Source organism: Pseudoxanthomonas sp., assembly GCF_035999195.1.
Lineage (GTDB): Bacteria > Pseudomonadota > Gammaproteobacteria > Xanthomonadales > Xanthomonadaceae > Pseudoxanthomonas_A.
In genome coordinates, this window is the sequence record NZ_DASYGY010000004.1 from 712,741 (window position 1) to 739,738 (window position 26,998).

General features: G+C 68.8%; 24 protein-coding genes and 2 pseudogenes. 6 read left to right on the forward strand and 20 right to left on the reverse strand.

What is annotated here, in order from left to right:
- Positions 1–80: 80 nt before the first annotated feature.
- From VGN58_RS03975 to VGN58_RS04015, 9 genes and pseudogenes are all read right to left on the reverse strand, one after another.
- Positions 81–926 (reverse strand): annotated as a pseudogene (locus tag VGN58_RS03975) (symmetrical bis(5'-nucleosyl)-tetraphosphatase); the annotation flags it as partial.
- A 10-nt stretch (positions 927–936) separates the two neighbouring features.
- Entirely contained in the window at positions 937–1,317 is a 381-nt protein-coding gene (gene apaG / locus VGN58_RS03980; protein WP_327481844.1) for a Co2+/Mg2+ efflux protein ApaG, read from the reverse strand.
- A 58-nt stretch (positions 1,318–1,375) separates the two neighbouring features.
- Positions 1,376–2,161 carry a 16S rRNA (adenine(1518)-N(6)/adenine(1519)-N(6))-dimethyltransferase RsmA gene (gene rsmA, locus VGN58_RS03985; protein ID WP_327481846.1) on the reverse strand — a complete coding sequence of 262 codons (786 nt, stop codon included), beginning with the start codon at positions 2,159–2,161 and terminating at the stop codon, positions 1,376–1,378.
- Positions 2,162–2,258: 97 nt separating this feature from the next.
- Positions 2,259–3,245 carry a 4-hydroxythreonine-4-phosphate dehydrogenase PdxA gene (gene pdxA / locus VGN58_RS03990; protein WP_327481848.1) on the reverse strand — a complete coding sequence of 329 codons (987 nt, stop codon included), beginning with the start codon at positions 3,243–3,245 and terminating at the stop codon, positions 2,259–2,261.
- 19 nt (positions 3,246–3,264) lie between these two features.
- Positions 3,265–4,575, reverse strand: a pseudogene (locus VGN58_RS03995) (peptidylprolyl isomerase); the annotation flags it as partial.
- Entirely contained in the window at positions 4,572–7,052 is a 2,481-nt protein-coding gene (gene lptD / locus VGN58_RS04000; protein ID WP_327481850.1) for an LPS assembly protein LptD, read from the reverse strand. The gene lptD and the pseudogene VGN58_RS03995, both read right to left, overlap by 4 nt.
- A 126-nt stretch (positions 7,053–7,178) precedes the next feature.
- On the reverse strand, positions 7,179–8,087 hold the full coding sequence (locus tag VGN58_RS04005; RefSeq protein WP_327481852.1) for a histone deacetylase family protein: 909 nt from the start codon (positions 8,085–8,087) through the stop codon (positions 7,179–7,181).
- A gap of 211 nt (positions 8,088–8,298) precedes the next feature.
- Positions 8,299–8,856 (reverse strand): cob(I)yrinic acid a,c-diamide adenosyltransferase, encoded by a 558-nt coding sequence (locus VGN58_RS04010; protein WP_327481854.1) that lies wholly within the window; start codon positions 8,854–8,856, stop codon positions 8,299–8,301.
- A 16-nt stretch (positions 8,857–8,872) separates the two neighbouring features.
- Complete coding sequence (locus VGN58_RS04015) at positions 8,873–9,475, reverse strand: hypothetical protein (RefSeq protein ID WP_327481856.1); 603 nt, start codon at positions 9,473–9,475, stop codon at positions 8,873–8,875.
- Positions 9,476–9,572: 97 nt separating this feature from the next.
- On the opposite strand from VGN58_RS04015, the gene ubiH reads away from it, so the two are divergent.
- Genes ubiH through VGN58_RS04030 form a run of 3 tightly spaced genes read left to right on the forward strand, consistent with a single transcriptional unit; the run spans position 9,573 to position 13,146 of the window.
- Positions 9,573–10,781: a 2-octaprenyl-6-methoxyphenyl hydroxylase gene (ubiH, locus tag VGN58_RS04020; RefSeq protein ID WP_327481858.1), complete on the forward strand. Its 1,209-nt coding sequence runs from the start codon at positions 9,573–9,575 to the stop codon at positions 10,779–10,781.
- Positions 10,778–11,965 carry a UbiH/UbiF family hydroxylase gene (locus tag VGN58_RS04025; RefSeq protein ID WP_327481860.1) on the forward strand — a complete coding sequence of 396 codons (1,188 nt, stop codon included), beginning with the start codon at positions 10,778–10,780 and terminating at the stop codon, positions 11,963–11,965. Before ubiH ends, VGN58_RS04025 begins: the two co-directional genes overlap by 4 nt.
- A 56-nt stretch (positions 11,966–12,021) precedes the next feature.
- Positions 12,022–13,146 carry a Gfo/Idh/MocA family oxidoreductase gene (locus VGN58_RS04030; protein WP_327481862.1) on the forward strand — a complete coding sequence of 375 codons (1,125 nt, stop codon included), beginning with the start codon at positions 12,022–12,024 and terminating at the stop codon, positions 13,144–13,146.
- Positions 13,147–13,152: 6 nt separating this feature from the next.
- Here VGN58_RS04030 and VGN58_RS04035 read toward each other — a convergent pair whose 3' ends face one another.
- The 6 genes from VGN58_RS04035 to VGN58_RS04060 all read right to left on the reverse strand — a co-directional run bounded on the left by VGN58_RS04035 (position 13,153) and on the right by VGN58_RS04060 (position 18,868).
- Positions 13,153–13,875 (reverse strand): hypothetical protein, encoded by a 723-nt coding sequence (locus VGN58_RS04035; protein WP_327481864.1) that lies wholly within the window; start codon positions 13,873–13,875, stop codon positions 13,153–13,155.
- Between the two features lie 72 nt (positions 13,876–13,947).
- Complete coding sequence (locus tag VGN58_RS04040) at positions 13,948–14,856, reverse strand: SMP-30/gluconolactonase/LRE family protein (protein ID WP_414710745.1); 909 nt, start codon at positions 14,854–14,856, stop codon at positions 13,948–13,950.
- A 61-nt stretch (positions 14,857–14,917) separates the two neighbouring features.
- Entirely contained in the window at positions 14,918–15,970 is a 1,053-nt protein-coding gene (gene rlmM / locus VGN58_RS04045) for a 23S rRNA (cytidine(2498)-2'-O)-methyltransferase RlmM (protein ID WP_327481868.1), read from the reverse strand.
- 90 nt (positions 15,971–16,060) lie between these two features.
- Positions 16,061–16,621 carry a nucleoside deaminase gene (locus VGN58_RS04050; protein WP_327481870.1) on the reverse strand — a complete coding sequence of 187 codons (561 nt, stop codon included), beginning with the start codon at positions 16,619–16,621 and terminating at the stop codon, positions 16,061–16,063.
- A complete protein-coding gene (locus tag VGN58_RS04055; RefSeq protein WP_327481872.1) occupies positions 16,621–17,034 on the reverse strand; it encodes a hypothetical protein in 414 nt (137 codons plus the stop codon). The genes VGN58_RS04050 and VGN58_RS04055 overlap by 1 nt, the downstream gene beginning before the upstream one ends.
- Positions 17,035–17,110: 76 nt before the next feature.
- Positions 17,111–18,868 (reverse strand): glutamine--tRNA ligase/YqeY domain fusion protein, encoded by a 1,758-nt coding sequence (locus VGN58_RS04060; RefSeq protein WP_327481874.1) that lies wholly within the window; start codon positions 18,866–18,868, stop codon positions 17,111–17,113.
- A gap of 92 nt (positions 18,869–18,960) precedes the next feature.
- Here VGN58_RS04060 and VGN58_RS04065 point away from each other — a divergent pair, with 92 nt between their 5' ends.
- From VGN58_RS04065 to msrA, 3 genes are read left to right on the forward strand one after another with little or no spacing between them, the layout of a single operon-like run.
- Positions 18,961–19,644: a glutathione S-transferase family protein gene (locus VGN58_RS04065; protein WP_327481876.1), complete on the forward strand. Its 684-nt coding sequence runs from the start codon at positions 18,961–18,963 to the stop codon at positions 19,642–19,644.
- Between the two features lie 22 nt (positions 19,645–19,666).
- The gene (locus VGN58_RS04070) at positions 19,667–19,936 is read left to right on the forward strand and encodes a DUF2007 domain-containing protein (protein ID WP_327481878.1); all 270 of its coding nucleotides are present in this window, start codon (positions 19,667–19,669) and stop codon (positions 19,934–19,936) included.
- 31 nt (positions 19,937–19,967) lie between these two features.
- Positions 19,968–20,618, forward strand: coding sequence for a peptide-methionine (S)-S-oxide reductase MsrA (gene msrA / locus VGN58_RS04075; RefSeq protein ID WP_327481880.1), 651 nt, complete (start codon positions 19,968–19,970; stop codon positions 20,616–20,618).
- 211 nt (positions 20,619–20,829) lie between these two features.
- On the opposite strand, the gene VGN58_RS04080 is transcribed toward msrA, so the two are convergent.
- From VGN58_RS04080 to ahpC, 5 genes are all read right to left on the reverse strand, one after another.
- Positions 20,830–21,795: a transaldolase gene (locus tag VGN58_RS04080; RefSeq protein WP_327481882.1), complete on the reverse strand. Its 966-nt coding sequence runs from the start codon at positions 21,793–21,795 to the stop codon at positions 20,830–20,832.
- Positions 21,796–22,742: 947 nt separating this feature from the next.
- The gene (rnk, locus tag VGN58_RS04085) at positions 22,743–23,183 is read right to left on the reverse strand and encodes a nucleoside diphosphate kinase regulator (RefSeq protein ID WP_327481884.1); all 441 of its coding nucleotides are present in this window, start codon (positions 23,181–23,183) and stop codon (positions 22,743–22,745) included.
- Positions 23,184–23,295: 112 nt separating this feature from the next.
- The gene (gene oxyR / locus VGN58_RS04090) at positions 23,296–24,255 is read right to left on the reverse strand and encodes a DNA-binding transcriptional regulator OxyR (RefSeq protein ID WP_327481886.1); all 960 of its coding nucleotides are present in this window, start codon (positions 24,253–24,255) and stop codon (positions 23,296–23,298) included.
- 70 nt (positions 24,256–24,325) lie between these two features.
- Positions 24,326–25,912 (reverse strand): alkyl hydroperoxide reductase subunit F, encoded by a 1,587-nt coding sequence (gene ahpF / locus VGN58_RS04095; protein WP_327481888.1) that lies wholly within the window; start codon positions 25,910–25,912, stop codon positions 24,326–24,328.
- Between the two features lie 244 nt (positions 25,913–26,156).
- On the reverse strand, positions 26,157–26,720 hold the full coding sequence (ahpC, locus tag VGN58_RS04100) for an alkyl hydroperoxide reductase subunit C (protein ID WP_327481890.1): 564 nt from the start codon (positions 26,718–26,720) through the stop codon (positions 26,157–26,159).
- Between the last annotated feature and the right edge of the window lie 278 nt (positions 26,721–26,998).

Consider the following 26,998-nt stretch of genomic DNA (forward strand, 5'->3'; position numbering starts at 1 on the left):
ACGTAGCGTGCGCCATGCGCACGACTGCGCGGTGGCGGGCCATGCGGTCGCGCACGGCGCATGCTACGCGTTCAATCCTTCGGCAGTTCGCCTTTCGGTGGCGGCGGCACGTCGCGGCCGGGCACCTGCACCAGTTCGATATCGTCGGTGTCCAGCCGCAAGGCGGTGAGCTTGCCGCCCCAGACCGCGCCGGTGTCGATGGCGTGCACGCCGTGGCCGATCATCAGCCCCAGCGTGGACCAGTGGCCGCAGACGATCTTCAGGTCGCGCTCGGCGCGCCCGGGGACCTCGTACCACGGATACAGGCCCTGCGCCTGGCGGCCCGGGGCGCCCTTCTCCTCGATCGCCATGCGCCCGCGCGGCGTGCAGTAGCGCATGCGGGTGAGCACGTTGATGATGGCGCGCGAACGGTCGTGGCCGGACAGGTGCGGCGCCCAGTTCGGCTTGTCGCCGTACATGTTGCGGAACAGTTTGCGGTAGGCGTTGCCGTGAAGCTGCTGCTCGACTTCGCGCGCATGCTTCTCGGCGAGCGTGATGGTCCACTTCGGCGCCAGGCCGGCATGCACCATCATCCAGCCCAGCTCGCGGTCCACGTGCACCAGCTTCTGCATGCGCAGCCAGTCCAGCAGCACGCGCGCGTCGTCGGCCAGCACCACGCGCTGCAGGTCGGGATTGACCTTGCGCTGCTCGTCCGGCGAGCGCTCGCCGATGGCCAGCAGCGACAGGTCGTGGTTGCCGAGCACGACGACGCTGTGCTCCCGCAGCGAATGCACCAGCCGCAGGGTTTCCAGCGACTGGCCGCCACGATTGACCAGATCGCCGCAGAACCACAGGCGGTCCTGCGCGGGATCGAAACGGATCTTCTCCAGTAGCCGCTGCGTCGCGTCGTAGCAGCCCTGCAGGTCGCCGATGGCCCAGACGGTCATCGCGGCGGGCTCAGTGCAGCGTCCGGGGAACGGACAGGGTGAAGGGGGCGATGGGGGCGTCGAAGCGGGTGCCGTCGTCGGCCAGCATGTCGTAGCGTCCCTGCATGGTGCCCAGCGCGGTTTCCAGCACGGCACCCGAGGTGTATCGGAAGTCCTCGCCCGGCCTCAGCCACGGCTGTTCGCCGACCACGCCTTCGCCTTCCACTTCCTCCACCTTGCCATTGGCGTCGGTGATCACCCAGTGGCGGCGCAACAGTTGCGCCGCCACGCGGCCACGGTTGTGGATGCGGATGGTGTAGGCGAACACGTAGCGCCCGTCTTCCGGCGCTGACTGGTCGTCCAGGAAGCGCGTGGCGACATCCACGTCGATGGCGTAGTCGGGGGAATCCATGCGGCAAGTGTATGCAAAGGCGCGTAAAAGCGGAAACAACGCGCGCGTTGCGGCGATGTCAGTCTTCCGCCGGCAGGTTGGCGAGGCGGATGAACCCATCGACATCGATCTGCTCGGCGCGCGCGTCCGGCCGAAGGCCGGCCGCTTCGATCCGGTCTGCCGTGCAGGTGCCGCCCAGCGCGTTGCGCAGGGTCTTGCGGCGCTGGCCGAAGGCGGCGCGCACGACCTCCTCGAACCGGCGATGGTCCGCGATGCCGATGGCCGACGGCTCGCGCGGCACCAGTCGCGCCACCGCCGAATCGACTTTCGGCGGAGGACGGAAGGCGCCCGGCGGTACCACGAACAGCGAATCCACGCGGCAGTATGCCTGCAGCATCACGCTGAGACGGCCATAGACCTTGCTGCCGGGCTCGGCGGCCATGCGGTCCACCACTTCCTTCTGCAGCATGAAGACCATGTCGTGGATCGACGCGGCATGCTCGATGGCGTGGAACAGGATCGGCGAGGACAGGTTGTAGGGCAGGTTGCCGACCAGGCGGATCCTGCCGTCGCCGGCGAGCTTGCCGAAGTCCACGTCCAGCACGTTCTTGTGGATGATCGTCAGGCGGCCCACGCCTTCCGATGCTTCCATCAGCGGCGTGATCAGGTCGCGGTCGAACTCGATCGCGGTCAGCTCGCCATGCCTGCGCAGCAGCGGGAAGGTGATCGCGCCCTGGCCCGGTCCGATCTCCACCAGGCGGTCGCCGGGCTGCGGATTCACCGCCATCACGATCTTGTCGATGTAGCTGCGGTCGGTCAGGAAGTGCTGGCCGAGGGACTTCTTGGGGGGAGCCTTGAAGGACATGGGAGGGGCGAGCCTTTGGGAGCAGAAGTGAGTGTGGAGAAGTGAGGAGTGAGCGGAGCAGGCGGGAGCGACGGAGGCGCGACATCTCCCTCACTCCTCACTTCTCCACACTCACTCCTCGCCGTAATGCCATGCGTGCGCAGGTCGCGACGGCGGCGAACAGGCTGGAAGGATCGGCGATGCCCCGGCCCGCGAGGTCGAGCGCGGTGCCGTGGTCGACCGCCACGCGCGGATACGGCAGGCCCAGCGTCAGGTTCACGGCCTGCTCGAAGCCACTGTATTTCAGGACCGGCAGGCCCTGGTCGTGGTACATGGCCACCACGGCGTCGAAGCCCTGCAGCTTCTGCGGCAGGAAGGCGGTGTCGGCGGGCAGCGGCCCTTCCAGGCGCATGCCGGCGGCGCGCAGTTCACGCAGCAGTGGCTCGATGACCTCGATCTCTTCGCGACCCAGATGCCCGGCTTCGCCCGCGTGCGGGTTGAGCCCGAGCACCGCGATCACCGGATCGGCGATGCCGAAGCCGGTGCGCAGCGACGCATGGGTGATGCGCAGGACCTGCGCCAGCGCGTCGTGCGTGATGGCGTCCGGCACGTCGCGCAGGGGCAGATGCGTGGTGGCCAGCGCGACCCGCACGATCTCGTTGGCCAGCATCATCACCACCGGGCAACGCGCCTGTTCGGCCAGCAGTTCGGTCGTGCCGCTGTAGGCGATGCCGCCGGCGTTGATCGCGGCCTTGTGGACCGGGCCGGTCACCAGGCCGTCGAGTTCGCCGCGCAGGCAGGCATCGGCCGCCTGGGTCAGTGCATCGATGACGGCGCCGGCATTGCGGGGATCGGTCTTGCCGAACGTCGTCGGTGCCGCATTCGGTACCGCGCGCAGGCGAAGGTCGCCGGGCACGGTGGCGGCCTCACTCTCGGACAGCAGCCGCAGGGGCAGTCGGAGCGCCTCGGCTGCCGCGGCCAGCGTGGCGGCGTCGCCGAAGGCCAGCAGCGTGCAGTCGTCGCGTGGACGCTGCGCCAGCCGCACGCACAGCTCCGGTCCAATGCCGCCAGGCTCGCCCGGGACCAGCGCCAGCCGGGGCGTCATCTCAGCCGCCCGGCGCGGTCTCGGCGCGATCCCCGCTGCGGAAGCTCACGTAGGCTTCGCCGCGCAGTTCCTGCAGATAGCGGTTGTACTCGTCTTCGGCCTTGCGGCGACCGATGGTGTCGCGCACCTGGGCGCGGCGGTTCTGGTCGGTCACGTCGGTCTGGCGGCTGCCCACGCGCTGGACGATGTGCCAGCCGGCGTCGGTACGGAATGGCGCACTCACCTGGCCGTCCTGCAGACTGGTGACTTCCTTGCCGAACGCCGGGCCGAACGCGTCGGCCGGGAACCAGCCCAGGTCGCCGCCGTCCTCGCGGCTGTTGGCGTCCTCGGTGGATTCCTTCGCCACGGCGACGAAATCGGCGCCACCGGCGATGCGGGCGCGCAGCGTGTCGATCTTGGCCTTCGCGGCGGCCGCGTCCTGCGTGGGCGTGATGCGGACCAGGATATGGCGTGCGTTGTATTCCTCGACGGAACGCTTCTCGGCCTGCGCGGCATCGCGCACTTCCACCAGCTTCAGCAACTGGAAACCGCTGGGGCCACGCAGCGGACCGACCACCTGGCCGGGCTGCATGTCCTTGAGCATCTGCACGAACGCGGTCGGGATCTCGTCGACACTGCGCCAGCCCAGGTCGCCGCCTTCCAGTGCATTGGGACTGTCGGAATAGCGCACGGCCGCGGCGGCGAAATCCAGTTCTCCCTTGTCGACCAGCGCCTTTACACCATCGATCTTGCCTTGGCCGGTACTGATCTGTTCGGCACTGGCGCCGTCGGGCAGGGCGACCAGGATGTGCGCGAGCCGGTACTGCGTGCCGCTGGCGGCCTGCGCGGCGAGGGCGGCGTCGACTTCGCCTTCGCTGACGTTGATGCGGCTCTGCGCGAAGCTCTGCTTCAGGCGCTGGATGGTGATCTCGTCGCGCAGCGAATTGCGGAACTCGGAGAACGACATGCCGTCGGCTTCGAGCCGCTGGCGCAGGCCATCCGGCGTGGTGCCGTTCTGCTGGGCCACGGCATTGATGGCGTTGTTGAGGTCGGCGTCGTTGACGCGCACGCCGGTTTCCGCGGCGCGTGCGACCTGCAGCTTGACCAGCACCAGGCGCTCCAGCACCTGGCGCTCCAGCACCGCGCGCGGCGGCAGCTGGCCCGGCTGGTTGGCGTACTGGGCCAGCACGTTCTGCACCGCGCGGTCCAGTTCGCTCTGCAGCACCACATCCTCGTTGACGACGGCGGCGATCCGGTCGAGCGGCTGCAGCGTCTGCGCCAGGACCGGCGTGGCGGCGGTCGAGACGGCCAGCAGGCCGGCAATCAGGAGGCGGGAAAACGGCTTGGTCATGGCATCGGATCCGGAGCGTAAGTGGAGTCGTCCGGACGCGGCGCGATATTGCTCGGTGGGACGAGATAGAGGTCGTCTCGGTAGTAGCCGAGGATAGCACGGCGCAGGGTACGGTCCGTGTCCTGGCCCGCCGAGCCCAAGCCCTTCAGGACGAACTCGACCTGGAAGCCCGTGTTCATGTCGCCCTCGCGGTTGCGCACGTACCGGCGCACCAGTGCGCGTACCGCCAGGCAGCAGCTGTCCCACTGGACGCCGGCCACGCCTTCCAGCAGGCCGGGCTCCTGGTTGGTGGCGGCGTCGCGATAGAAGGAGTGGTAGTAGCGGCCGACCACGCTCCAGGCCGGCGTGACCGGGTATAGGAACGAGAAGTCGGCCTGTTCCAGCAGATCGCGACGCCGGCGGTAGGTGAGGTTGACCACGCCGTCGTCCGGCAGCAGGTAGCGTGCACGCACGCTGGCCAGGTCTTCGCGGCGGAACTTCGGGTCCCACTGGTACGATGCGCCGATGGTCCAGCGATCGGTCGGTGCGTAGTTGGCGTCTGCTACCCAGGCCGACTTGCCCCTCTCCAGCGGCACCTCACCCGGCAGGACGACACGGCTATCGTCGAAGTAGCGGATCTGGCCCAGGCTGGCCGACAGCCGCTCAAAGCCGTCCTTCTGCCGCAGCAGGCGCGTGGTCACCGCCAGGGTCAACTGGTTGGCGTCGGTCTGGCGGTCGGGTCCGGTGTAGCGGTTGTCGCGGAACAATTGGCCGTAGCTGAAGTTGAACGGACGGGTGTCGAAGATCGGCAGGCCGTCCTGCTCGCGGTACGGGGCGTTGAGGTAGAACAGCCGCGGTTCCAATGTCTGCAGGAAGCGGTCGCCTTTGATCTCGGTCTCGCGATCGAAGTACACACCGGCATCCAGCGAGCCGATGGGGAGGCTGCGGCTGGGCGAGCGGTCGTAGAACTCGGCAACCTGCGCCGCGCTGACGGGCTGATCCGGCAGGATGCCGTACGCCGCTCGCGCGCGGTCCGTGGCGATGGTCTGGGCCAGATCGGCCTCGAGGCGGTACTCGGTATGCCGATAAGCGAGCGTCGGGGTGACGTACCAAGCCGCGCCCTGGATCGGCAACGAAATCGTGGGCTTGATATCGATGCGGCTGCCGCCGGCCTTCTCGTCGTGCTGGAACTTCACCGCTTCCGCATGACCACCCACGGTGACCCACCGACTCAGCGGTTGATTCCAATTGAAGTAGGTCCGCGGCAGCCGGTTGTAGGGGAGCGCGCTTTCGCTGCTCAGGTAGTCGGCCAGTTGCCAGCGGTCGGCCATCAGGCCAGCGGTCCAGTATTCGCCCGCGCCATAGACTCCCGCGGTGCTGGTGACCGATGAATACGCCTGCCCGTACAGCGAGTTGCCGAAGTCCTCCTGGTAACGTGCGTCGCTCAGCCAGACCAGGTTCGCGCGCGCCTGCCAGTGACGGTTGAACCGATGGGAACCTTCGTACGAGAAAAAGCCACGACCCGCATCGGGATCGGGCTCGTCCTCGTCGGGCACGTAGAGCGGATTGCGCGCCAACTCGTCGCGCAGCCGGTCTCCCACCAGGTCATCCTTGTTCATCCAGGTGCCCTGGATCTCACCGCGTCCGTTCTCGTACAGGTAGCGGAACTCCGCACCCAGCTGGAAGCCACGCTCGCTCATGTAGCGCGGCTCCAGGGTGGCGTCGTAATTCGGTGCCAGATTCAGGTAGATCGGCTGCTTCCAGTCGAAGCCATTGCGACCGGACAGGCCGATAGCCGGATAGAGCAGGCCGGTGTGGCGCTGGTCGTCGATCGGGAACTTCAGGTAGGGCACGTACAGCACCGGCACCTTGCCCAGGCGGATCGTCGCGCCACGCGCCACGCCCCAGCCATCGTCGGTATTGATGTCGATCCGCCGCGAACGCAGTTCCCAACGGCGGTCCTGGGGGTCGCAGGTGGAATACGTGGAATGCTGCAGGCTGCCCTGCGGTCCCTTCATGTCGATGCGGTCGGCGCCGCCGTTGCCGCGCCGGTCGACCAACTGGTAGCGGACGTTGTCGATCTGGTGGGTATCGGCGTCCTGGTCGCCGCGCGCGCTGTCCGCGATCAGGCGGATGCCGGTGTCCTGGTAACGGATGTGGCCATCGGCCACGTAGGTATCGTTTTCCTGGTCGTATTTCAGATTGTCGGCGCCCAGGAACTGGTCGCCGCGACTCAGCGCCACGTTGCCCTGGTACTCCAGATTGGTCTCGGTGCCGCCCAGGCTGTCGCCCTCGATCGAGGTGGGCTGGTCGGCGCGCTGCTCGCGGGTGAGCTGGGGGTTGGCGGACGCGGCAGGCGGCGCTGCGCCGTCGAAGGCCGGGATGACGTCCTGGATCGGGCAGAGCGCCCAGCTTTCAGGCTTCTCATCGTCGGCCATGGCGGGCAGGCACAGGGCGATGCTGAAGGGCAACGGGAGCAGGCGGAGGGCGGTGCGCACGCGGTGCTTGACTCGCTGTCGGACGAAAAACGGTCGTTAGCTTGCCGTATCCCATGCATGCGGGCAATGAAGGCCTCCGGCCGGTGTCGGTCGGGGTTCAGCGATCGACCCGTGCGCCTTCCGGCGTCAGCGCAACGCGTCCACGTGGACCCTGGCGCAGTCGCGCAGGGCATCCAGGTCGTAGCCGCCCTCGAGCATCGAGACGACGCGGCCACCGGCATGGCGGTTGGCGATCTGGCGCAACTGGCGGGTGATCCAGCCGAAATCCTCGGTCTCCAGCATCAGGTCGGCCAGCGGGTCGCGCATGTGCGCGTCGAAGCCGGCGGAAATGAAGACCAGTTGCGGCCTGAAATCCTCCAGCGCCGGCAGCAGTTCGTCCGCCCAGGTGTTCTGGAACCGGAACCCGCCGCTGCCCGGCGGCAGCAGGGCGTTGAATACATTGCCCACGCCACGCTCGTAGGGCGCGCCGCTGTGCGGATAGATGCCCGATTCGTGGCTGCTGAAGTAGGCCACGCGCGGGTCGTTGTAGAAAATGTCCTGGGTGCCGTTGCCGTGATGGACATCGAAATCGATCACCGCTACCCGTTCCAGCCCGTGCTTCTCGCAGGCGTAGGCCGCCGCCACGGCGATGTTGTTGAACAGGCAGAAGCCCATCGCCGCCGTGCCGGTCGCGTGATGGCCCGGCGGGCGCACGGCGCAGAAGGCGGTCCGGTCCTCGCCATGCATCACCGCGTCCACCGCCGCCACGCCGGCACCGGCCGCCCGCAGCGCGGCCGCGCGCGAGGCCGGGCACATCACCGTGTCGGGGTCGAGCATGCGGTAGCCGGCGACGTCCGCCTCCAGCACCTCGTGCACCAGCGCCTCGTCGTGGACGCGGCGCAGGTCGCCGAGTTTGGCGATCGGCGCCTCGCGCCAGTCGGCGTCGGCGTGATGCTGGCGCAGGGCGGCGAGTACCACCTCCAGCCGCGCGGGCCGCTCCGGATGTTCGGGGCCGGGGTCGTGCAGCAGGCAGGCGGGGTGGGTATAGATGATCAAGGTGCCGGCGTCGCCCCGTCAGCGCGGGAACCGCCTCTCCGGAGGGATGTCCGCATCCATTCTATGCGCGGGCCGGCGTTGCAGGCATTCGACCTTCGGGGCGACGTGGGAGGGCGTCCCACCGATCATCCGGCCGGTCATGCAAAGAGCCTGGTCCGTCCCGGCAACGCTTCCCGAGCGCCTTGCCGGCGCTCCACCGGCGCGCAGCGGCTCAGGAATGCCGTCGTTCGTGCTTCCACAGCACCTCGCCCTGGCCGTCGGCGCGGGCCAGCACGCGAGCCAGCACGAACAGCAGGTCGGACAGGCGGTTGAGGTAGCGGATCGCTTCCGGCCGCACGGCATCGTGGCGGGCCAGCGTGACCGTCTCGCGCTCGGCGCGGCGCACGATGGTGCGGGCCAAGTGGCAGCGCGAGGCGGCCTCGCCGCCGGCCGGCAGGATGAAATCCTTCAGGGGTGGCAGATCGTCGTTGTAGCGGTCCAGTTGCGTTTCCAGCGCATCGACGTCCGCGGCGGTGATCGCGGCATGGCCCGGGATGCACAGCTCGCCGCCCAGGTCGAACAGCTGGTGCTGCACGGTGGTCAGCAGGGCGCGGATGTCGTCCGCCACGCTGGGGACGGCCAGCAGCACGCCGATGGCGGAATTGGCTTCGTCCACCGTCCCGTAGGCGGTGACGCGCGCAGAGTCCTTGCCGACGCGGGTGCCGTCGCCCAGCCCGGTGCTGCCGTCGTCACCGGTGCGGGTGTAGATCTTCGAGAGGCGGTTGCCCATCGGCTTGCCCGTCCGGTCAGTCGGCGGTGCGACCGTGCGGCCGGGCCAGGCGCACGACCTGTTCGACCAGCACATGCGCGATGACGGCCAGGCCCACGTAGATCGCGGCCACGCGCAGGTACGGCACATACCAGTCGGAGAAGTTCTTCCACCAGCCGGCGAACGTCGGCTCGCTGACCACCGGGCTCAGCCAGTAGAAGCTGCCCTGGCTCAGCAGGTGGCAGACGGTGACCGAGCCCAGCAGGCTGCCGACCAGCAGCGCCAGCGTGCGGCCGTGGTGTGCGGTCTGGTAGCGACGCAGCAGGGCGCCGCCGGCCCACATGGCGCCGTACGCCGGCAGCAGGAACCAGTACGCCGGCGACACGCAGTAATGCGTCCAGAAGTTGATGCCCTGGCCGCTGATGACGAGGTAGTCGACGGCGACGGCGGCGGCCATGAACAGCGGGAACGCCCAGCGCGACCAGCTGCGCAGGTAGTAGCCGCCGATGAAGAACGCGGCCCAGCTGGCATCGGGCAACGGGCCGATGTGGCCGAACGTGGTGGGCAGGTGCAGTCGGGTGAGGACCAGCAGGGCGGCGACCAGCGTCAGCACGAGGGCGCGTTGGGAAGTGGTGTTCATCGGCAGGGTTCCGGAGACTCAGCCCCGCATTCTACCGGAGCTTGCCGGCGCGATGCCCTCCACGGGCCCGTCGGGGACGGGGCGGTATCATGACCGCATGAAAGAACGGCATGACGTGGTGATCGTGGGGGGAGGACTGGTCGGCGCCAGCCTGGCCATCGCCCTGGACCGTCAGGGACTGGACGTGGGGCTGGTGGAGGCCAGCCCGCCGGGGGAGATGCCCGCGGTTTTCGACCAGCGCAACCTCAGCTTCGCCGCTGCGACGGTCAATGCGCTGACTGCACTGGGCGTGATGCAGCACCTGCGCGCGCCTACCGGGCCGATCCGGCGCATCCACATCAGCCGGCAGGGCGACTTCGGCCGCGTGAAGCTCGCGGCGCAGGACTACGGTCGCGACGCCTTCGGCCAGGTCGTGGTAGCGCGCGACTTCGGGGAAGCGCTGGAAGCGCGGCTGGGGCAGATCCCGCAGCTCACCCGTCATCGGCCGGCGCGTTTCGTCGGTTTCGCGGCGGACGAGGCGGGTTGCCGTGTGCTGCGGATCGCCGATGCCGAGGGCGAGCGCACCCTGTATGCCCGGCTGGTGGTCGCCGCCGACGGCACCCGCAGTGCCGTGCGCGAGGCGCTGGGCATCGGCGTGGACGAGCACGACTACGCCCAGACCCTGTTCGTCGCCCGCGTGCGCGCCACGCAGGCGCCGGACGGCACGGCGTACGAACGCCTGTGCGATGACGGCCCCACCGCCGTGCTGCCGCGTGGCGACCGTCACTGGGGCGTGATCCATGGGGTGGCGCGTGAAGACGCCGATGCCGTCGCCGCGCTGGACGAAGCCGCCTGGCTGGCGCGGTTGCAGCACGCCATCGGCTGGCGCATCGGCCGGTTGACCGGCAGCGGCGAGCGCAGCGCATATCCGATCGTCCGCGTGGTCGCGCAGCGCCTGGTCGCCGAGCGCGCAGTGGTGCTGGGCAATGCCGCGCAGACGATCCATCCGATCGGCGCGCAGGGCTTCAACCTCGGCCTGCGCGATGCCCTGACGCTGGCCGAAGAGATCGCCCGCCGCGACGATCCGGGCGATCCCGCCAGCCTCGCCGCCTACGCCGCGCGCCGGCAGGAAGACCGCGAGCGCACGCTGGCGTTCTCCGATGGGCTGGCGCGGCTCACCGCGAACCCGTCGCCCTTGCTGAAGCCGCTGCGCAGCCTGGGCTTGGTGGCCGTGGATGCGCAGCCTGCGCTGCAGTCGTTCCTGGTGGGTGGCGCCATGGGCTTCCGCGGCGATGTGCCGGCACTGTGCCGGGGAGAGGCGGCATGAAGCGTCGGAGCCAGATCGATGTCGCTGTCGTCGGCGGCGGCGTGGTGGGGGCGGCCTGTGCGCTGGTGCTGGCGCGCGAAGGGCTCGAGGTAACGCTGGTCGAGGGGCGCGAGCCGCCGCGCTGGTCGCCGGCATCGCCGGACCTGCGCGTGTATGCGTTCGCGCCCGACAACGTGGCGCTGCTCGACCAGGCCGGCGCATGGAACAGCGTCCGCGACGCGCGCGCGCAGCCGTACCGGCGCATGCGCGTCTGGGATGCCGGCGGTGGCGACGAACTGCGTTTCGATGCCGACACGCTGGGCCGCATGCAACTGGGCTGGATCGTCGAGAACGCATTGCTGGTCGACCGGCTGTGGGCCGCGTTGCCGCCGGCCGGCGTGCAGGTGCGCTGCCCCGCGCGCGTGGAGGCCATGGAACAGGACGAGAGCGGCGTCACCCTGCGGCTGGACGACGGCACGCGCCTCGATGCGCGGCTGGCGGTGGCCGCCGATGGCGCCGATTCCACGCTGCGCCGCCTGGCCGGCCTCGATGTCGCTGCGCACGACTATGCGCAGCGGGGCGTCGTCGCGTTCGTGCGCACGCAGCATCCCCATGAAGACACCGCCTGGCAGCGCTTCCTGCCGAGTGGTCCGCTGGCGTTCCTGCCGTTCGCCGACGGCCTCAGCTCGATCGTCTGGACGTTGCCCGACGACGAAGCGCAGCGCGTGCTGGCGCTGGACGATGCCGCCTTCGGTCGGGAACTCACGCTGGCCATGGGCGGGCGATTGGGTGAAGTGGAAGCCGCCTCGCCGCGCGCGGCCTTCCCGCTGAAGCGCCAACTGGCGAAGGACTACGTCGCCGGTCGCATCATCGTCGCTGGCGATGCCGCGCATGTGGTGCATCCGCTGGCGGGCCAGGGCGTCAATCTCGGCCTGCGCGACGTGGCCGCCCTGCGGGACGGCATCCGCACCGCCCAGGCCAGGCGTGCCGACTGGGCCGCGGCGCATCGCCTGGAACGCTGGGCCCGTGCGCGCCGCAGCGAGAACGCGACCGCCGCCTACGCCTTCGAGGGCATCAATCGCCTGTTCTCCACCGACGAGATGCACCTGACCCTGCTGCGCGGTCCGCTGCTGGGGCTGGCCGGCCGGCTGCCGCCGCTGGTGGATTTCTTCTGGCGGCACGCGGCCGGGCAACGCGCGCGCTGACGGCGGCATCGCGCCGCATGCGGTAGCCTCGTGATTCCCGCCCGAGGCTGCCTGCGATGAGCGACCCGCATTCCTCTGCCGATCCCTCGCGCCGGCGCCTGCTGGGCGCGTTCGGCGCCGCCGGCCTGGCCGGCATGCTGCCTTCCGCCCGCGCCAGCACAGCGCGTCCGCTCGGCGTGGCCCTGATCGGGCTGGGCTACTACAGCCGAGATCTGCTGGCGCCGGCGTTGCAGATGACGAAGCACTGCCGGCTGGCCGGCATCGTCACCGGCTCGCCGGCCAAGGCGGAAGAATGGCAGCGACGCTACGCCATCCCGGACCGCAACGTCTACGACTACGCCGGCTTCGACCGTATCGCCGACAACCCCGATATCGATGTGGTCTACATCGTGCTGCCCAACCACCTGCACAAGCCGTTCACGGTTCGCGCCGCAGCGGCGGGCAAGCACGTGTGGTGCGAGAAGCCGATGGCGATGGATGCGGCGGAAGCCCGCGCGATGATCGATGCCTGCCGGGCGCAGCGCGTGCAGCTGGCGATCGGCTACCGCATGCAGCACGAACCGAATACGCAGGCGGTGATGGCATTGGCGACGTCGCGGCCGTTCGGGCGCCTGCAGCGCATCCGCGCCGAGGCCGGGTTCCGCGGGTTCGACGGCGCCTCCGGCGACAACTGGCGGCTGGATCCGGCGCGCGGCGGCGGCGCGATGTACGACATGGGCGTCTACGCGCTGAATGCGGCGCGCTATACCGCCGGCGCCGAACCCGTCGCGGTGACGGCGACGCAGGCCGTGGAGCGCAGCGACCTCTTCCGCGGCGTCGATGAGACGATGCGCTTCCGCCTCGAGTTTCCCGACGGTGTGGTCGCCGACGGCGAAACCAGCTTCGGCCGCAACATGAATCTTCTGCGCGCCGAGTGCGCGGATGGCTGGTATGAACTGTCGCCGTTCCAGGCCTATGAAGGCGTGCGGGGCGGGGCCAGCGATGGACGCCGCTTCGACGCCGCGATCGGCGCGACGCCCGCGCAGCAGGCGCGACAGATGGATGCCGACGCATTGGCCATCCTCGGGCGTCGTCCACCGCGTGTTCCCGGAGAGGAGGGTTGGCGCGACATGCTGGCCCTGGATGCGATCTTCGCCTCCGCGCGTGCCGGTGGGACGCGCGTGGAGATCGCCGCAGGTTGAATCCGGTCAGCCCGGGATGAAGGGGAACACGATCTTCAGCAGTCCCTTCAATCCGCCCTCGGCCGTGCTGGCCACCGCTTTGGCGCCGAGGCTGTTGAGCGCGTTGCGCGCGTCCTGCCAGCGCAGCTTGGTGACGTCCTTCTTCAGTAGGTCGGCGACTTCTTCGGACGTGGGCGTCAGCTGCTTCAGTGCCTCGGTCACCGCCGCCGGGTCGGGTTGCAGATAACCCCAGCGCTCGGCGATCGCCAGCAGCGTATCGAAACGCACCGCCACCACTTCGCGGTTGCGTTCGTAGACCGGCAGCGCGCCGACGTCGAGGATGGCCTGCTCGAACTGCTGGTGGTCGTCCGGGTGTTCGACGCGGATGGCGAGGAAGCCGTCCTTGCGGCTGCGTTCGCTGACGTGCTTCGCGCCCGACTTCAGGTTCGCCTCGGTCAGCGCGCTCGCGACGATGCGCTGCAGGGCCGCGTCGCGCTCCTCCGGCACCAGCGCACGCCAGCGCGCGTAGCCATCACGACGCAGTGCCTTGACCTTCGCCGGCGTCACCCGCAGCTTGCCGGCGACGGTGAAGTTGGACTCGTCGCGGCCGATGGCGCCATCGCGTTCCAGCAGCACGAAGATCAGCAGTTCCAGGTCGCGCTTGGTCAGCGACTGGAAGCCCTGCAGCAGGGTCAGGCGCAGGAACTCGGTGCCGAAGGCGGCAGGGTCCTTGAGTTCGAGGGGCAGCATGGTCGGTCTCCGTGTCAGGCAGGCATCTTGCCACGCCGGGGTGTCAGCACCTGAGACCCCGGCGGACCCGCGTCACAGGCCGGTTTCGCGGCCGGGAATGGCCACCCGGAAGGCCTCGATCGCGCCGCGGTCCTGCAGGGTGACGAAGACCGTGCGGCCATCGGGACCTCCGAAGGCCACGTTCGTGGGCTTGCGTCCCTTCAGCTTCACTTCGCGCAGCAGTTCGCCCTGCGGCGACACCACCGCCACCGTGCCGGCCCCGTAGCGCGCGATGTACAGATTGCCCACGCTGTCCGTGCGCATGCCGTCCAGACCGTGGTCGTCGAAGGCGATCAGCAGGCGCTTGCCGGAGATCTCGCCGCTGCCGTCCAGATCGTAGGCCCAGACGCGGCGCTGCACGCTCTCGTTGACGTACAGCACGTCGCCCTTCGGGCCGACCTCCACGCCGTTGGTGGTGCCCATGCCGGTTTCCAGCAGGGCCGCCCTGCCGTAGGGCAGGATGCGCCACAGTTGGCCGGTGCCGCTGCGCCAGTCCGGATCGCTGGCGTAGAACATGCCGTTGGGTGCGAACGCGATGTCGTTGGGCTGGTGCGCGCCCGGCAACGTCGCGAACACGCCCACCGAGCGGTCGCGCGGATCGATGCGCAGGATCTGGTGGGCGGTGTAGTCGGCCACGTACATGAAGCCGTCGGCATCGAAGCGGATGCCGTTGCCGGTGCTGCCCTCGGGCAGGGTCATGAACAGCGCCGCGCGGCCGTCGCCGCGTTCGTCGAAGCTCACCCGCCCGATGGTGCCGTCGCGGCCGAAGCTCACCGCATACAGCGCGCCGTCGGGGCCGAACGCGGGCCCCTCGATGCCTGCGCTGAAGACGCCGTCGCCGACGACATCGCGCGCGACATGCAACGTTTCCTCGGCCGCGTCGCCGGACGTGTCGGTGTGCACGCAGGCGGCGAGCAACGCGACGAGCAGCAGGACAGTGATGCGGGCGGAGCCAGGTGACGTCATCCGTTTCCCCTCGGTGGCGTGCAGGTGGTCTGGTGTGTCAGCCGGGCGTGGCGAACACGGTGATCTCTTCGCGGTCGTGGTAGAGCTGGCGCGCGCGTACCTCGAGCGGCCGGCCGGCCTGATCGGCGAACAGGTCCAGGCACAGCCTGGTCTCGTCCCAGCGCTTCTTCATCGGCAGCTTGAGGTTGAATACCGCGTGCCGGCACCAGCCTTCGCGGAACCACTGCGCCATCCGCTCGGCCACGCGACGCGGTTGTTCGACCATGTCGCAGACCATCCAGTCCAGCGGTTGCGTCGGCTTCCAGTGGAAGCCGTCGGCGCGCAGGTGCTCCACCAGTCCGGTGGCCAGCACGTGCTCGCGCAGCGGGCCGTTGTCCACGCTGGTCACGCGCAGGTGGTGGCGGGTCAGCACCCAGGTCCAGCCGCCCGGCGCCGCCCCGAGATCGGCGGCGGTCATGCCGGGCTTCAGCAATGTCTCGCGCTGGCGTTCGTCGAGCAGCGAGAGGAAGGCTTCCTCCAGCTTCAGCGCCGAGCGCGATGGCGCATCGGGCAGCAGCTTCAGGCGCGGGATGCCGAGCGGCCATGGCGCACTGTCGCGCGCATCGGCGACGCAGAGGAACAGGTGGTCGCCCTGCACGAACACCACATGCAGGCGCGGCAGCCGGGTGTCGTCCTTGTCGGTGAGGAAGCCCGCCTTGCGCAGCGCAGGGCGCAGCGCATTGCCGAAACTGCGCGCCAGCCCGGCCAGTGGCTTGGCGCTGTCCGAATCCGGATGCTCCACCCACAGGTCGCCGTACCGCCCGCTGCCGGCCAGCGCGGCGAGCAGCGGCGTGATGCGGTCCTTCGGGTCGATGCCGCGCAGTTCGGCGAGCAAGCGCAGCTTCTGCCGGGCGAAGATCAGGTCGCGCCACGGCAACGCGCGGTCCAGCGCCTCGGCCTGCTCGCAGGCGAACACCACATGGCCGTCGTTGCGCTGCGCGCGCGCATAGCCGGCGAACCCGGCCAGCGCGGCGCGCTCGGTGAGTTCGGCGGCAAGTTCGGGTTCGAATCCCTGGCGGCAATAGGCCAGCAGGCCGGTCGTCGATGACATGGCGCGGTCGCGTGTAGCGGATGGCTGCGGCTCCTGCCGCCACGACAGGGTACAGGAGAAGCCGGGGGCGATGGCTTCCCGACGCCTCGCTCAGTACGTGTCGCCGCCCGACTCGCCGTACTGCTTGAGCACCGCGCGCGCCTCGTCGCGACGGAGATCGCGCACGACCTCGATGCCGCGCTTGCCCAGTTCGCCGATCCAGTCCGCCGGCAGCGGGCCTTCGTCGAACTCGGTCAGTTCCATCACGTCTTCGGCGCGCGCGCCGATCAGCAAGCGGTCGATGCCGGCCCAGATGGTGGCGCCGTAGCACTGGCAGCACGGCTGCGACGAGGTGGCCAGCACCACCGGCGCCGTTACATCGTTGAGGCGCGGCGTCTGCAGGCGCTGCTGCGCCAGCATGTAGGCCATGGTTTCCGCGTGCGCCAGCGAGCAGGTGTGCGGCATCACCCGGTTCACGCCGAGCGCGATCACGCGATGGTCCGGGCCGAACACCACCGCGCCGAAGGGGCCGCCGCTGTTGGCATCCACGTTGCGGCGCGACAGGTCGATGGCCAGCGCGACCTTGTCCTCGTCGCTGGTGTAGGTCGCCGCCGGATCGACCAAGTCATGGGTCCAGGCGGGCAGGGTCAGGTGGATCTGTTGGTAGAGCATTACGGGGTGGGAATCTTCAGGGAAGAGGAATCGGATTCGCAACGGCCGCTGACGCACTTGCAGGCGGTGACGTCGGCGAAGCCGCAGACGCCCATGCGTCCGCTGGCGGCGCATTGCGCCTGCACGCCCTGCGGATCGGTCGGGCTGTCCTTGTTGACGCAGGCGGGCATCGCGCCGCAGCAGTTGCCGACGTTCTTCACCGCGCAATCGGCGCTGGTCGTGCAGGTGTAGTCGACGGTGACCGCACCGGCTTGGCGCGGCGGCAGGTTTCCGCCGGTCGGCTTCGGTGCCGGCGTCGACGGTGGATCGCCGGCCGCACCGTCCGAGGACGCAGGCGCTGCGCATCCCGCCAACGCGAAAACGAGCACACAGGACAGCACGGCGAACGAGAGGCGCAACACGATGCGGGACATGGCGGACTCCTTCCTCGGTGGTGGTGCGCGCCAGCCTGCCCTCCGCCGCCTCAAGAGGCGGTGAAAGGCGCCGGCCTCAGGCCTTCGTCGCCCAGGTGTCGCGCAGGGTGACGCTGCGGTTGAACACGGGACGCTCCGGCGTGTGGTCGTAGCGGTCGGCGACGAAGTAGCCGGTGCGCTCGAACTGGAACGACTGCTCGGGCGCCGCGCTGGCCGCCGCCGGCTCCACGTAGCCGGTCACGGTGCGACGCGAGTCCGGGTTCATGTAATCGCGGTAGGTCTTGCCTTCGGATTCGTCGTCCGGATTCGGCACGGTGAACAGGCGGTCGTACAGGCGGATTTCCGCGGCCACCGCATGCTGCGCACTGACCCAGTGGATGGTGCCCTTGATCTTGCGCTCGGCGCCGGCCATGCCGGGTCGGGATTCCGGATCCAGCCAGCCGCGCAGTTCGACGATTTCGCCGGCGTCGTTCCTGATCACCTCGTCGCAGCGCACGATGCCGGCGCCGCGCAGGCGCACTTCCCCGCCCAGGGTCAGGCGCTTGAAACCCTTCGGCGGAACTTCCTCGAAGTCCTCGCGCTCGATCCACAGCTCGCGCGAGAACGGCACGCTTCGCTGGCCGAACGCCTCGTCCTTCGGGTGGTCGGAGAACGTCAGCGTTTCCTCGTGGCCTTCGGGCAGGTTGGCCAGCACCAGCTTCACCGGATCGATCACGCCCATGCGACGCGGCGCGGCGGCGTCCAGGTCCTCGCGCAACGCGCCTTCCAGGATCGAGATGTCCAGCAGCGAGTTCTGCTTGCTGATGCCCACGCGGTCCACCATCAGGCGCAGCGCCGACGGCGTGTAGCCACGGCGGCGGATGCCCTGCAGGGTCGGCATGCGCGGGTCGTCCCAGCCATCGACGAGCTTGTCGTTGACCATGGCCAGCAGCTTGCGCTTGCTCATCACCAGGTAGTTGAAGTTCAGTCGCGAGAACTCGATCTGGCGCGGCTTGCTGGCTTCCTTCGGCAGGCCCTTGGCCAGCAGCGGCGCCAGCAGCTCCGGCGAATTCGCCAGGTCCACCTTGTCCACGCACCAGTCGTACAGCGGTCGGTGGTCCTCGAACTCCAGCGTGCACAGCGAATGGGTGATGCCTTCCACCGCGTCGCTCAGCGAATGCGCATAGTCGTACATCGGGTAGATCGGCCAGTCGTTGCCGGTGTTCTGGTGCTCCACGTGCTTGATGCGGTACAGCGCCGGGTCGCGCAGGTTGATGTTGCCGCTGGCCATGTCGATCTTCGCACGCAACGTACGCGCGCCGTCCGGGAACTCGCCCGCGCGCATGCGCCGGAACAGGTCCAGATTCTCTTCCACGCTGCGGTCGCGGTACGGCGAGTCGCGGCCGGGCTCGGTCAGCGTGCCGCGGTACTCGCGGACTTCTTCCGCGCTCAGGTCGCAGACGAAGGCATCGCCCTGGCGGATCAGCTTTTCGCCGGCCAGGTACAGCACCTCGAAGTAGTCGGATGCATGGCGCAGGTCGTGCCAGTCGAAGCCCAGCCAGCGCACGTCGTCCTGGATGGCGCGCACGTACTCGGGGTCTTCCTTGGCGGGGTTGGTGTCGTCCAGGCGCAGGTTGCAGACGCCCCCGAACTCGCTGGCGATGCCGAAGTCCAGGCAGATCGCCTTGGCGTGGCCGATGTGCAGGTAGCCGTTGGGCTCGGGCGGGAAGCGCGTCTTCACCGCCGTATGGCGACCGCTGGCCAGGTCCTCGCGCACGATCTGGCGGATGAAGTCCCGTTTTCCCGGGGCGGCATCGTCGGCGAGGGGGGTGGAGGGGGTGGCAGCGTCGGACATCGGGGCGGACAGACAGGGAAAGACGCCAGTTTAGCCGGTCCCGTAGCCGCGCTGGTCTATCCTGAACCGCCCCGAGCCGCAGTGATCCCCGCATGAGCCTTCCTGTCCTGGTGATCGGCAACAAGAACTACTCCTCCTGGTCGCTGCGGCCCTGGCTGCTGCTGCGCCACTTCGGCGTGGCCTTCGACGAGGTGCGGCTGCTGCTGGATACCCCCGCGTTCGCCGACGGGGTGCGCCAGCATTCCCCCACCGGCAAGGTGCCGGCGCTCCATGACGGCGGAGTGCACGTCTGGGATTCGCTGGCGATCTGCGAATACGCCAACGAGCGCTGGCTCGACGGCCGCGGCTGGCCGGCGGACCTCGCGGCGCGCGCGCTGGCCCGCGCGGCGGCGGCCGAAATGCATTCGGGGTTCGTCGCGCTGCGCACGCAGCTGCCGATGAACAGCCGGCGCACGCCGGACGCCTATCGCTGGGATGCCGCCGCCCAGCGCGACATCGATCGCGTGCAGGCCCTCTGGCGCCAGCTTCGCGCCGCGCACGGAGCAGGCGGAGACTTCCTGTTCGGAGGATTCGGCATCGTCGACGCGATGTACGCGCCGGTGGCGATCCGCTTCGACGGCTACGGCGTGGAGGTGGACGCTGCCGCACGCGACTACATGCAGGCGCTGTTCGCGCTGCCGGCCATGCGCGAGTGGCGCGACGCGGCGGCGGCGGAACCCGAATCGGTCGCGGCGACCGAGGCGTTGCGGATGCCGTATCCGGATCGGCCGGTGTAGGCTGGCGGCGGAGGACGTATCCATGCGCGTGGTCTACCTGGCCGACAACCTGTTCGACGCCCATCTGGTGAAACACGCACTGGAGGAGGCGGACATCCCGGCGTTCGTGTTCGGCGAATCGCTGCTGGGCGGGATGGGCGAACTGCCGCTGTTCGGTGTACTGCGGGTCTGCGTGCCGGACGCTGCGTTTCCCGAGGCTGAAGGCGTGGTACAGGCGCTGGGGCTGGAATCGCGCGACGACGGCCCCATCTTGGAAGGCGACGATGAAGGTGCCGGCATCCTGCCCGCCTGATCCGTCCTCCCCCACGACCACGAGGTTCACCATGCTGGGTATCGGAGCCTACAAGCAGCGCATGCCGCGCGCAGAGGACATGCTGCCGGGACGCAGCACCCCGCTGCCGCTGCACAACATGCATTTCGTCAACGGCCGCCCGCTGCGCGACGCGTTTGAAGGATTGGAACAGGTGGAATTCGGCTTGGGCTGCTTCTGGGGTGCGGAGCGCAAGTTCTGGAACGTGCCCGGCGTGTACAGCACGTCGGTGGGATATGCCGGTGGCGGTACCCCGAATGCGACCTACGAGGAAGTCTGCTCCGGCCTGACCGGCCACAACGAAGTCGTGCGCGTGGTCTACGACCCGGCGCAGGTGTCGTTCGGACAGCTGTTGCAGGTGTTCTGGGAAAGCCACGATCCCACCCAGGGCATGCGCCAGGGCAACGATGTCGGCACGCAGTACCGCTCCGGCATCCACTGCCATACGCCGGAGCAGCAGGCGGCTGCGGAAGCCAGCCTGCGGGCGTACCAGCAGCAACTGAAGGCGGCCGGCTACGGCGACATCACGACCGAGATCGTGTATCCGGCGCCGCCGTTCTACTACGCCGAGGATTACCACCAGCAGTATCTGGCGAAGAATCCGAACGGGTACTGCGGATTGGGTGGGACCGGCGTGAGCTGCCCGATCGGGCTGGAGGCCTGACGCAGAGCGGTGGTGGGAGCGACGTCGGTCGCGATGCCGTTTGGCTGATCTTGGACGCGTCGCGACTCGCGTCGCTCCCACGGACGGACCCTGCCGTCGGCGTCCAGGCGGCCCGTGCGGCGACGCCAGCCGCGCCGTCCCCCGCCTTCGCCTTCGTTTTCGCCAGCCAGCCCTCTATGCGTGTGCGCTCCTTCCTGGCACGAAGGCGGCCTCAGGCCGCCAGCTTCTCGCGGATGCTCGCACGCAGGGCCTGCAGGTCCTTGGCAAAGGCGTCGATGCCGGTGGCCAGCTTTTCCTTCGCCATCGGATCGGCCTCAAGGGCGGCGGCGAAGCTTTCCGCCGTCACCGGCGCAGCGGTCACCGGTTCGGCCGCGCCGGGCGACAGCTTGCGCGGCAGGTCGCCGATTTCCTGGTCCAGCTTCTCCAGCAGGTCGGGCGAGATGGTCAGGCGGTCGCAGCCGGCCAGCGCTTCGATCTGCGCGGTCGAACGGAAGGACGCGCCCATCACCACGGTGGGCGAGCCGCGGCGCTTGAACTCGGCATAGACGCCGCGCACGAACACTACGCCCGGATCCTCGTCGATGGTCGCCGGCGTCTGGCCGTTGGCGACATACCAGTCGAGGATGCGGCCCACGAACGGCGAGATCAGGAACGCGCCCGCTTCCGCGCAGGCGATCGCCTGGGTGGGATTGAAGATGAGGGTGAGGTTGCAGTCGATGCCTTCGGCCTGCAGCACGCGCGCGGCTTCCACGCCTTCCCAGGTGGACGCGACCTTGATCAGGATGCGGTCGCGGCCGATGCCCTGGTCGGCGTACATCTGCACGAACTTGCGCGCCTTGGCGATGGTGGCGGCGGTGTCGTGGGCCTGGTCGGCGTCGACTTCGGTGGAGACGCGGCCGGGAATCAGGCCGGCGAGCCGCGCGCCGACGCCCACGGTCAGGCGGTCCACGACCTCGTCGACGAGTCCATCGCCGCCGCCCTGCGCACGCGCCCAGGCGAGGTGCTCCTCGATCAGGTCGGCATATACGGGCAGGTCCAGCGCCTTCTTCACCAGCGTGGGATTGGTGGTGCAGTCGACCGGCTTGAGGCGCTTGATGGCGTCGTAGTCGCCGGTGTCGGCGACGACGACGGAGAGTTCGCGGAGCTGCTGGAGTTTGCTGGGCGTGGCGGCATTCATGCGGTGGCTCGGCAGGGGCACAGGAGGGGGAGGGGAAGTATGCCTTGTCCCTCGGCGCGAGGGTTCGTGGCAGGTGGCGGAAATTGGCTTTGTTTTGGCATGGTGCGCATCTTCGCCGAGAGAGGCTTCAAGCCCCTCTCCCCGCGGGAGAGGGGTTGGGGTGAGGGCCAACGAAGTCCGCCTATTCGTTATCCATTGGTGCCACAACATCCGCCGTGGCTTCTGGCTCCGTGGTCTTGCGGGAGGCGCCTTCCACGTCTTGAACATGGCGCCGCTCGCCGCGGGGGCGTCCCTTGACCAGCCATTCGGCTGTTGAGAAGCGCTTCTTTGCTCGTGCAAAGAAAGGAACCAAAGAAACACGCCCCAGGCGGCACGCCCTCCGCGCTGTGCGCTCCGGGTCCGCGAGCGGGCCGGGAATTTTCGTAAGGCACATCCGTGTGCCATACGAAAACGCCGTCATCCATGACGGCGCCCTCGGGGTTTTACCCGACCCTCTCGCCGTGCCTCATGGGGCCCCGAAAGCAAGCGAAAGCAATCGCGTCGCTCGGACGCTTCTGCCTTTGCTGTTGGGACCCCCTGAGGTCCGGCAGTCACGGCGGGTAAAACCCCGAAAGGGCGGCGCACGAGGATGTGCGTCGTTTTCGTACAGGGCAGGATGCCCTGCACGTAGTTCTCGCCGTGACTGCGCACCCGCCGCTTGCGGCGGGCGGACCGCCGGGGTGTGCTTTCTTTGCCTACTTTCTTTGCACAAGCAAAGAGGCGCTTCTCAACAGCCGAATGGCCGGTCAAGTAGGGCCTCCGCGGCGAGCGGCGCCATCTCTACGGAACATGGAAAGTGCGGCATGTCTGTTTCTTCGAGCGAAAGTTAGCGGTCGCCGCAATCCAGTCATCCAGGCTGCAACAAGACACGATCTCGGAAGCAGGAGTGCATTCGGTCGTCGCGAGAATCAGCGATGCAGATCGCCACTCGCTTCCGGCTGGTACTCGATCGCCGTGACCCGCAGGCGCAACGGCCGGTTGCCCGACGCCTGCCAGTCGATCGTCTGGCCCACGGACAGGCCGAGCAGCGCGCTGCCGACCGGCGCCAGCACGGAGACCAGGCCGGTCTCGACGTTCGCCTCGTGGGGGTACACCAGGGTCAGGCGATGGTGTTCGCCGGTGAGCTCGTCCTCGCATTCCACGCGCGAGTGCATCGTCACCACGTTGTCCGGCATGTCGTCCGGCGCGCGCACGTCGGCGCGGTTCAGTTCGTCCATCAACGCCAGTGCGGCCGGATGCCGGCGCAGTACGGGCGTGTCGAGCAGGGCCTCCAGGCGGGACATGTCGCGGCTGGAGACGACGAGCGGGGGCAGGGAGGGCGGCAGGCCGCTGGTGCGGGTGTTGTTCATGAGGTCCTCGAAGGTGTTTTGGGGGCGCGCAAAAGGAAACGGGCGACGCATTGCGGCGTCGCCCATCGGAGTCCTGTTTGCGCGCCTACCGTAGCCCGGAAGCGCGGCGGCTTCAAGCCGTGCCGGGCGACCGGCGTTCAGGCGCCGCCGTGCTGCGCGGCGGTGGCGAATCCGGTTGCAACAGCTGCGGAGGCAGCTCGCGGAACACCTGCGCGAGTTGCTGCAGGAAATCGCTCATCGCCGAGCTCTTGCGCCAGACCATGGCGATCTGGCGGCTGGGATGCGAATCGCTGAAGCCGAGCAGGTGGATGTTCTCCGAACGCGCCACCGGCGGCTTGACCGCCAACGTGGGCAAGAGGGTGATGCCGACATCGGCGGCCACCATCTGCCGCAGCGTTTCCAGGCTGGTGGCGCGGAACTCGGACTTCTCGTTGGCGCCGGACAGCCGGCACACGTCCAGGGCCTGCTCGCGCAAGCAATGGCCGTCTTCCAGCAGCAGCAACTGCTGCTGCGACAGTTCGGCCAGGCTCAGCGAGTCGCGCTGCGCCAGCGGATGCGACTCCGACACCGCCAGCACGAACGGTTCCTCGAACAGGAACTCGGTGTGCAGCTGGTCGTCGGCGATCGGCAGCGCCAGCAGGCCGGCGTCGAGCTTGCCCTCGCGCAGGCGCGACAGCAGCACGTCGCTCTTCTCCTCGACCAGCAGCAGTTCCAGGTGCGGGAAGCGTGCGCGCAGGCGCGGCACCACGTGCGGCAGCAGGTACGGACCCAGCGTGGGGAACAGGCCGAGCCGCACCGTGCCGGCTTCCGGATCCTGGCTGCGACGGGCGGCCTCCTTCATCTGGTCGACCTCGGCCACGATGCGGCGCGCGCGATCGGCGGCGTCGCGCCCGGCGGGCGTCAGCATCACCTTGCGCGGCGCGCGTTCGACCAGCGGCACGCCCAGTTCGTCTTCCAGCTTCTTGATCTGGGTCGACAACGTGGGCTGGCTGACGTAGCACGCCGCAGCCGCGCGGCCGAAATGCTTGTGGTCGGCCAGCGCCACCAGGTACTTCAGGTCGCGGAGATTCATCGGACTCCTCCCTCGGGGAACCGCGTGCGTGCGACGCGGCGCGGACCGGCATGCGGCCCGCGCCGGCGCATCATGCCGCCACCGCGTCCGGCGTTTCCATCGGCGCCGACGTGCGGATCAGGTGGTCGAAGGCACCCAGTGCGGCCTTGGAGCCCTCGCCCATGGCGATGACGATCTGCTTGTACGGCACCGTGGTGGCGTCGCCGGCGGCGAACACGCCCGGCACGCTGGTCTGTCCGCGGTCGTCGACGACGATCTCGCCGCGCGGGCTCAGCGTCACCACGCCCTTCAGCCACTCGGTGTTCGGCAGCAGGCCGATCTGCACGAAGATGCCCTCCAGTTCCACGCGGTGCGTATCGCCCCCCGCGCGGTCACGGTAGACCAGGCCGTTGACCTTGTGGCCATCGCCCAGCACCTCCGTGGTCTGCGCGCTGGTGACGATGCGCACGTTCGGCAGGCTGCGCAGCTTGCGCTGCAGCACGTCGTCGGCGCGCAGCTGGCTGTCGAACTCGATCAGCGTGACCTGCGCCACGATGCCGGCCAGGTCGATCGCCGCTTCCACGCCGGAATTGCCGCCGCCGATCACCGCCACGCGCTTGCCCTTGAACAGCGGACCGTCGCAATGCGGGCAGTAGGCCACCCCCTTGTTGCGGTACTCGTTCTCGCCGGGCACGTTCATCTGCCGCCAGCGCGCGCCGGTGGAGAGGACCACCGTCTTCGACTTCAGCGAGGCGCCGTTGGCGAGTTGGACCTCGATCAGGCCATCACTGCCGGCGGGCACCAGCTTCTCCGCGCGCTGCAGGTTCATCACGTCGACCTGGTAGTCGCGCACGTGCTGTTCCAGAGCGGCGGCGAGCTTCGGGCCTTCGGTATACGGCACGGAAATGAAGTTCTCGATCGCCATGGTGTCCAGTACCTGGCCGCCGAAGCGTTCGGCCGCCACGCCGGTGCGGATACCCTTGCGCGCGGCGTAAATGGCGGCGGCGGCGCCGGCCGGGCCGCCACCGACGACGAGCACGTCGTACGGCGCCCTGGCCTTGATCTTCTCGGCCTCGCGCTTGCCGGCGTTGGTGTCGAGCTTGGCGACGATCTCGTCCACGCCCATGCGACCGGCGCCGAACACCTCGCCGTTGAGGAAGATGGTCGGCACCGACATCACTTCGCGCCGCTCGACTTCCTGCTGGAACAGCGCGCCGTCGATGGCGACGTGCTGGATCTTCGGGTTCAGCACCGCCATCAGGTTCAGCGCCTGCACCACGTCCGGGCAGTTCTGGCACGACAGCGAGAAATACGTCTCGAAGCGGTATTCGCCATCGAGCGAGCGGATCTGTTCGATCACGTCCTGCGCCAGCTTCGACGGATGACCGCCGACCTGCAGCAGCGCCAGCACCAGCGAGGTGAACTCATGGCCCATCGGCAGGCCGGCGAAGGTCAGGTGGATGTCGTGGCCGGGCGAGGTCAGCGAGAACGACGGCGTGCGTTCGCCGCCCTGCTGTTCGGTGACATGGATGTTCGCGGATGCGTCCTGCAGGTCGCGCAGCAGCGCCTGCAGTTGCGACGAGGCGTCGCTGTCGTCCAGGTGCGCGGTGATGTGGATGGGGCGCACGGCCTTTTCGAGGTAGGCCTTCAGCTGCGTCTTCAGATTGGCGTCCAGCATGGCGAACGTCTCCGTGGAGGGGATGCGGGGTAGAGAACCGGGAGGGGAGGTCAGGCGTTTGCAGGAGCGGCATGCGCCGTGGGGAGGGAGCCGGCTAGGGAGAGAGGAAACCGGCGAACGGCGCATGCCGCTGCTGCAAACGTCCGGGAGGGAGGCCGACCTCCGGGCCGGTGGCCCGGAGGTGGCGTGATGCGGTGTCGCGATGGCGCATCCACGCGGGGATGCGCCGGTGCTGCGGTGACGCTTAGATCTTGCCGACCAGGTCCAGCGACGGGGCGATCGTCTGCGCGCCTTCCTTCCACTTGGCCGGGCAGACCTGGCCGGGATTGGCGGCGGTGAACTGCGCGGCCTTCAGCTTGCGCAGGGTTTCCGACACGTCGCGGGCGATCTCGTTGCTGTGGATCTCGGCGGTCTTGATGACGCCTTCCGGGTTGATGACGAAGGTGCCGCGCAGGGCCAGGCCTTCTTCTTCGATGTGCACGCCGAAGGCGCGGGTCAGCTGGTGGGTCGGGTCGCCGACCAGCGGGAACTGGGCCTTGCCCACCGCCGGGGAGGTTTCGTGCCACACCTTGTGCGAGAAGTGCGTGTCGGTGGTGACGATGTAGACCTCGGCGCCGGCCTTCTGGAACTCGGCGTAGTTGGCGGCGGCGTCTTCCACTTCGGTCGGGCAATTGAAGGTGAAGGCGGCCGGCATGAAGATCAGGACCGACCACTTGCCCTTCAGGGTGCCGTCGGTGACTTCGACGAATTCGCCGTTGTGGAACGCGGTGGCCTTGAACGGCTGGACCGGGGTGTTGATCAGGGACATCGGAGATCCTCGTGGATGGAGTGGGTGTGGTGAAGCGATGGGGCCATGGTAGGCAGCGACTATTGATACCTCAAATCGATTGATGGAATCAGATAGATAGCTTTTGGCTATCGAACAGATCGGATCGCCGTACCGCCATAGCGGTCGCCGATCCCGATCTTGGGCATTAATCCCGGTTTTTCAATGAGTTGGCTGTTCGGCAGCCCCGCCGATACAGGACGGGCTGGCTTCGTCGGCGGGCGCGGAAGCCCCTGTCGCCCTGGCCGTGAGGGAACCGC

Bases quoted from the DNA above. Each gene is read 5' to 3' on its own strand.
- ahpF (WP_327481888.1), bottom strand. From the start codon at position 25,912: ATGCTGGACGCCAATCTGAAGACGCAGCTGAAGGCCTACCTCGAAAAG.
- VGN58_RS04015 (WP_327481856.1), bottom strand. From the start codon at position 9,475: ATGAACACCACTTCCCAACGCGCCCTCGTGCTGACGCTGGTCGCCGCC.
- VGN58_RS04070 (WP_327481878.1), top strand. From the start codon at position 19,667: ATGCGCGTGGTCTACCTGGCCGACAACCTGTTCGACGCCCATCTGGTG.
- rlmM (WP_327481868.1), bottom strand. From the start codon at position 15,970: ATGTCATCGACGACCGGCCTGCTGGCCTATTGCCGCCAGGGATTCGAA.
- VGN58_RS04025 (WP_327481860.1), top strand. From the start codon at position 10,778: ATGAAGCGTCGGAGCCAGATCGATGTCGCTGTCGTCGGCGGCGGCGTG.
- VGN58_RS04050 (WP_327481870.1), bottom strand. From the start codon at position 16,621: ATGCTCTACCAACAGATCCACCTGACCCTGCCCGCCTGGACCCATGAC.
- msrA (WP_327481880.1), top strand. From the start codon at position 19,968: ATGCTGGGTATCGGAGCCTACAAGCAGCGCATGCCGCGCGCAGAGGAC.
- oxyR (WP_327481886.1), bottom strand. From the start codon at position 24,255: ATGAATCTCCGCGACCTGAAGTACCTGGTGGCGCTGGCCGACCACAAG.
- ahpC (WP_327481890.1), bottom strand. From the start codon at position 26,720: ATGTCCCTGATCAACACCCCGGTCCAGCCGTTCAAGGCCACCGCGTTC.
- VGN58_RS04080 (WP_327481882.1), bottom strand. From the start codon at position 21,795: ATGAATGCCGCCACGCCCAGCAAACTCCAGCAGCTCCGCGAACTCTCC.
- VGN58_RS04035 (WP_327481864.1), bottom strand. From the start codon at position 13,875: ATGCTGCCCCTCGAACTCAAGGACCCTGCCGCCTTCGGCACCGAGTTC.
- VGN58_RS04055 (WP_327481872.1), bottom strand. From the start codon at position 17,034: ATGTCCCGCATCGTGTTGCGCCTCTCGTTCGCCGTGCTGTCCTGTGTG.
- VGN58_RS04060 (WP_327481874.1), bottom strand. From the start codon at position 18,868: ATGTCCGACGCTGCCACCCCCTCCACCCCCCTCGCCGACGATGCCGCC.
- VGN58_RS04065 (WP_327481876.1), top strand. From the start codon at position 18,961: ATGAGCCTTCCTGTCCTGGTGATCGGCAACAAGAACTACTCCTCCTGG.
- rsmA (WP_327481846.1), bottom strand. From the start codon at position 2,161: ATGTCCTTCAAGGCTCCCCCCAAGAAGTCCCTCGGCCAGCACTTCCTG.
- apaG (WP_327481844.1), bottom strand. From the start codon at position 1,317: ATGGATTCCCCCGACTACGCCATCGACGTGGATGTCGCCACGCGCTTC.
- VGN58_RS04030 (WP_327481862.1), top strand. From the start codon at position 12,022: ATGAGCGACCCGCATTCCTCTGCCGATCCCTCGCGCCGGCGCCTGCTG.
- pdxA (WP_327481848.1), bottom strand. From the start codon at position 3,245: ATGACGCCCCGGCTGGCGCTGGTCCCGGGCGAGCCTGGCGGCATTGGA.
- VGN58_RS04010 (WP_327481854.1), bottom strand. From the start codon at position 8,856: ATGGGCAACCGCCTCTCGAAGATCTACACCCGCACCGGTGACGACGGC.
- rnk (WP_327481884.1), bottom strand. From the start codon at position 23,183: ATGAACAACACCCGCACCAGCGGCCTGCCGCCCTCCCTGCCCCCGCTC.
- ubiH (WP_327481858.1), top strand. From the start codon at position 9,573: ATGAAAGAACGGCATGACGTGGTGATCGTGGGGGGAGGACTGGTCGGC.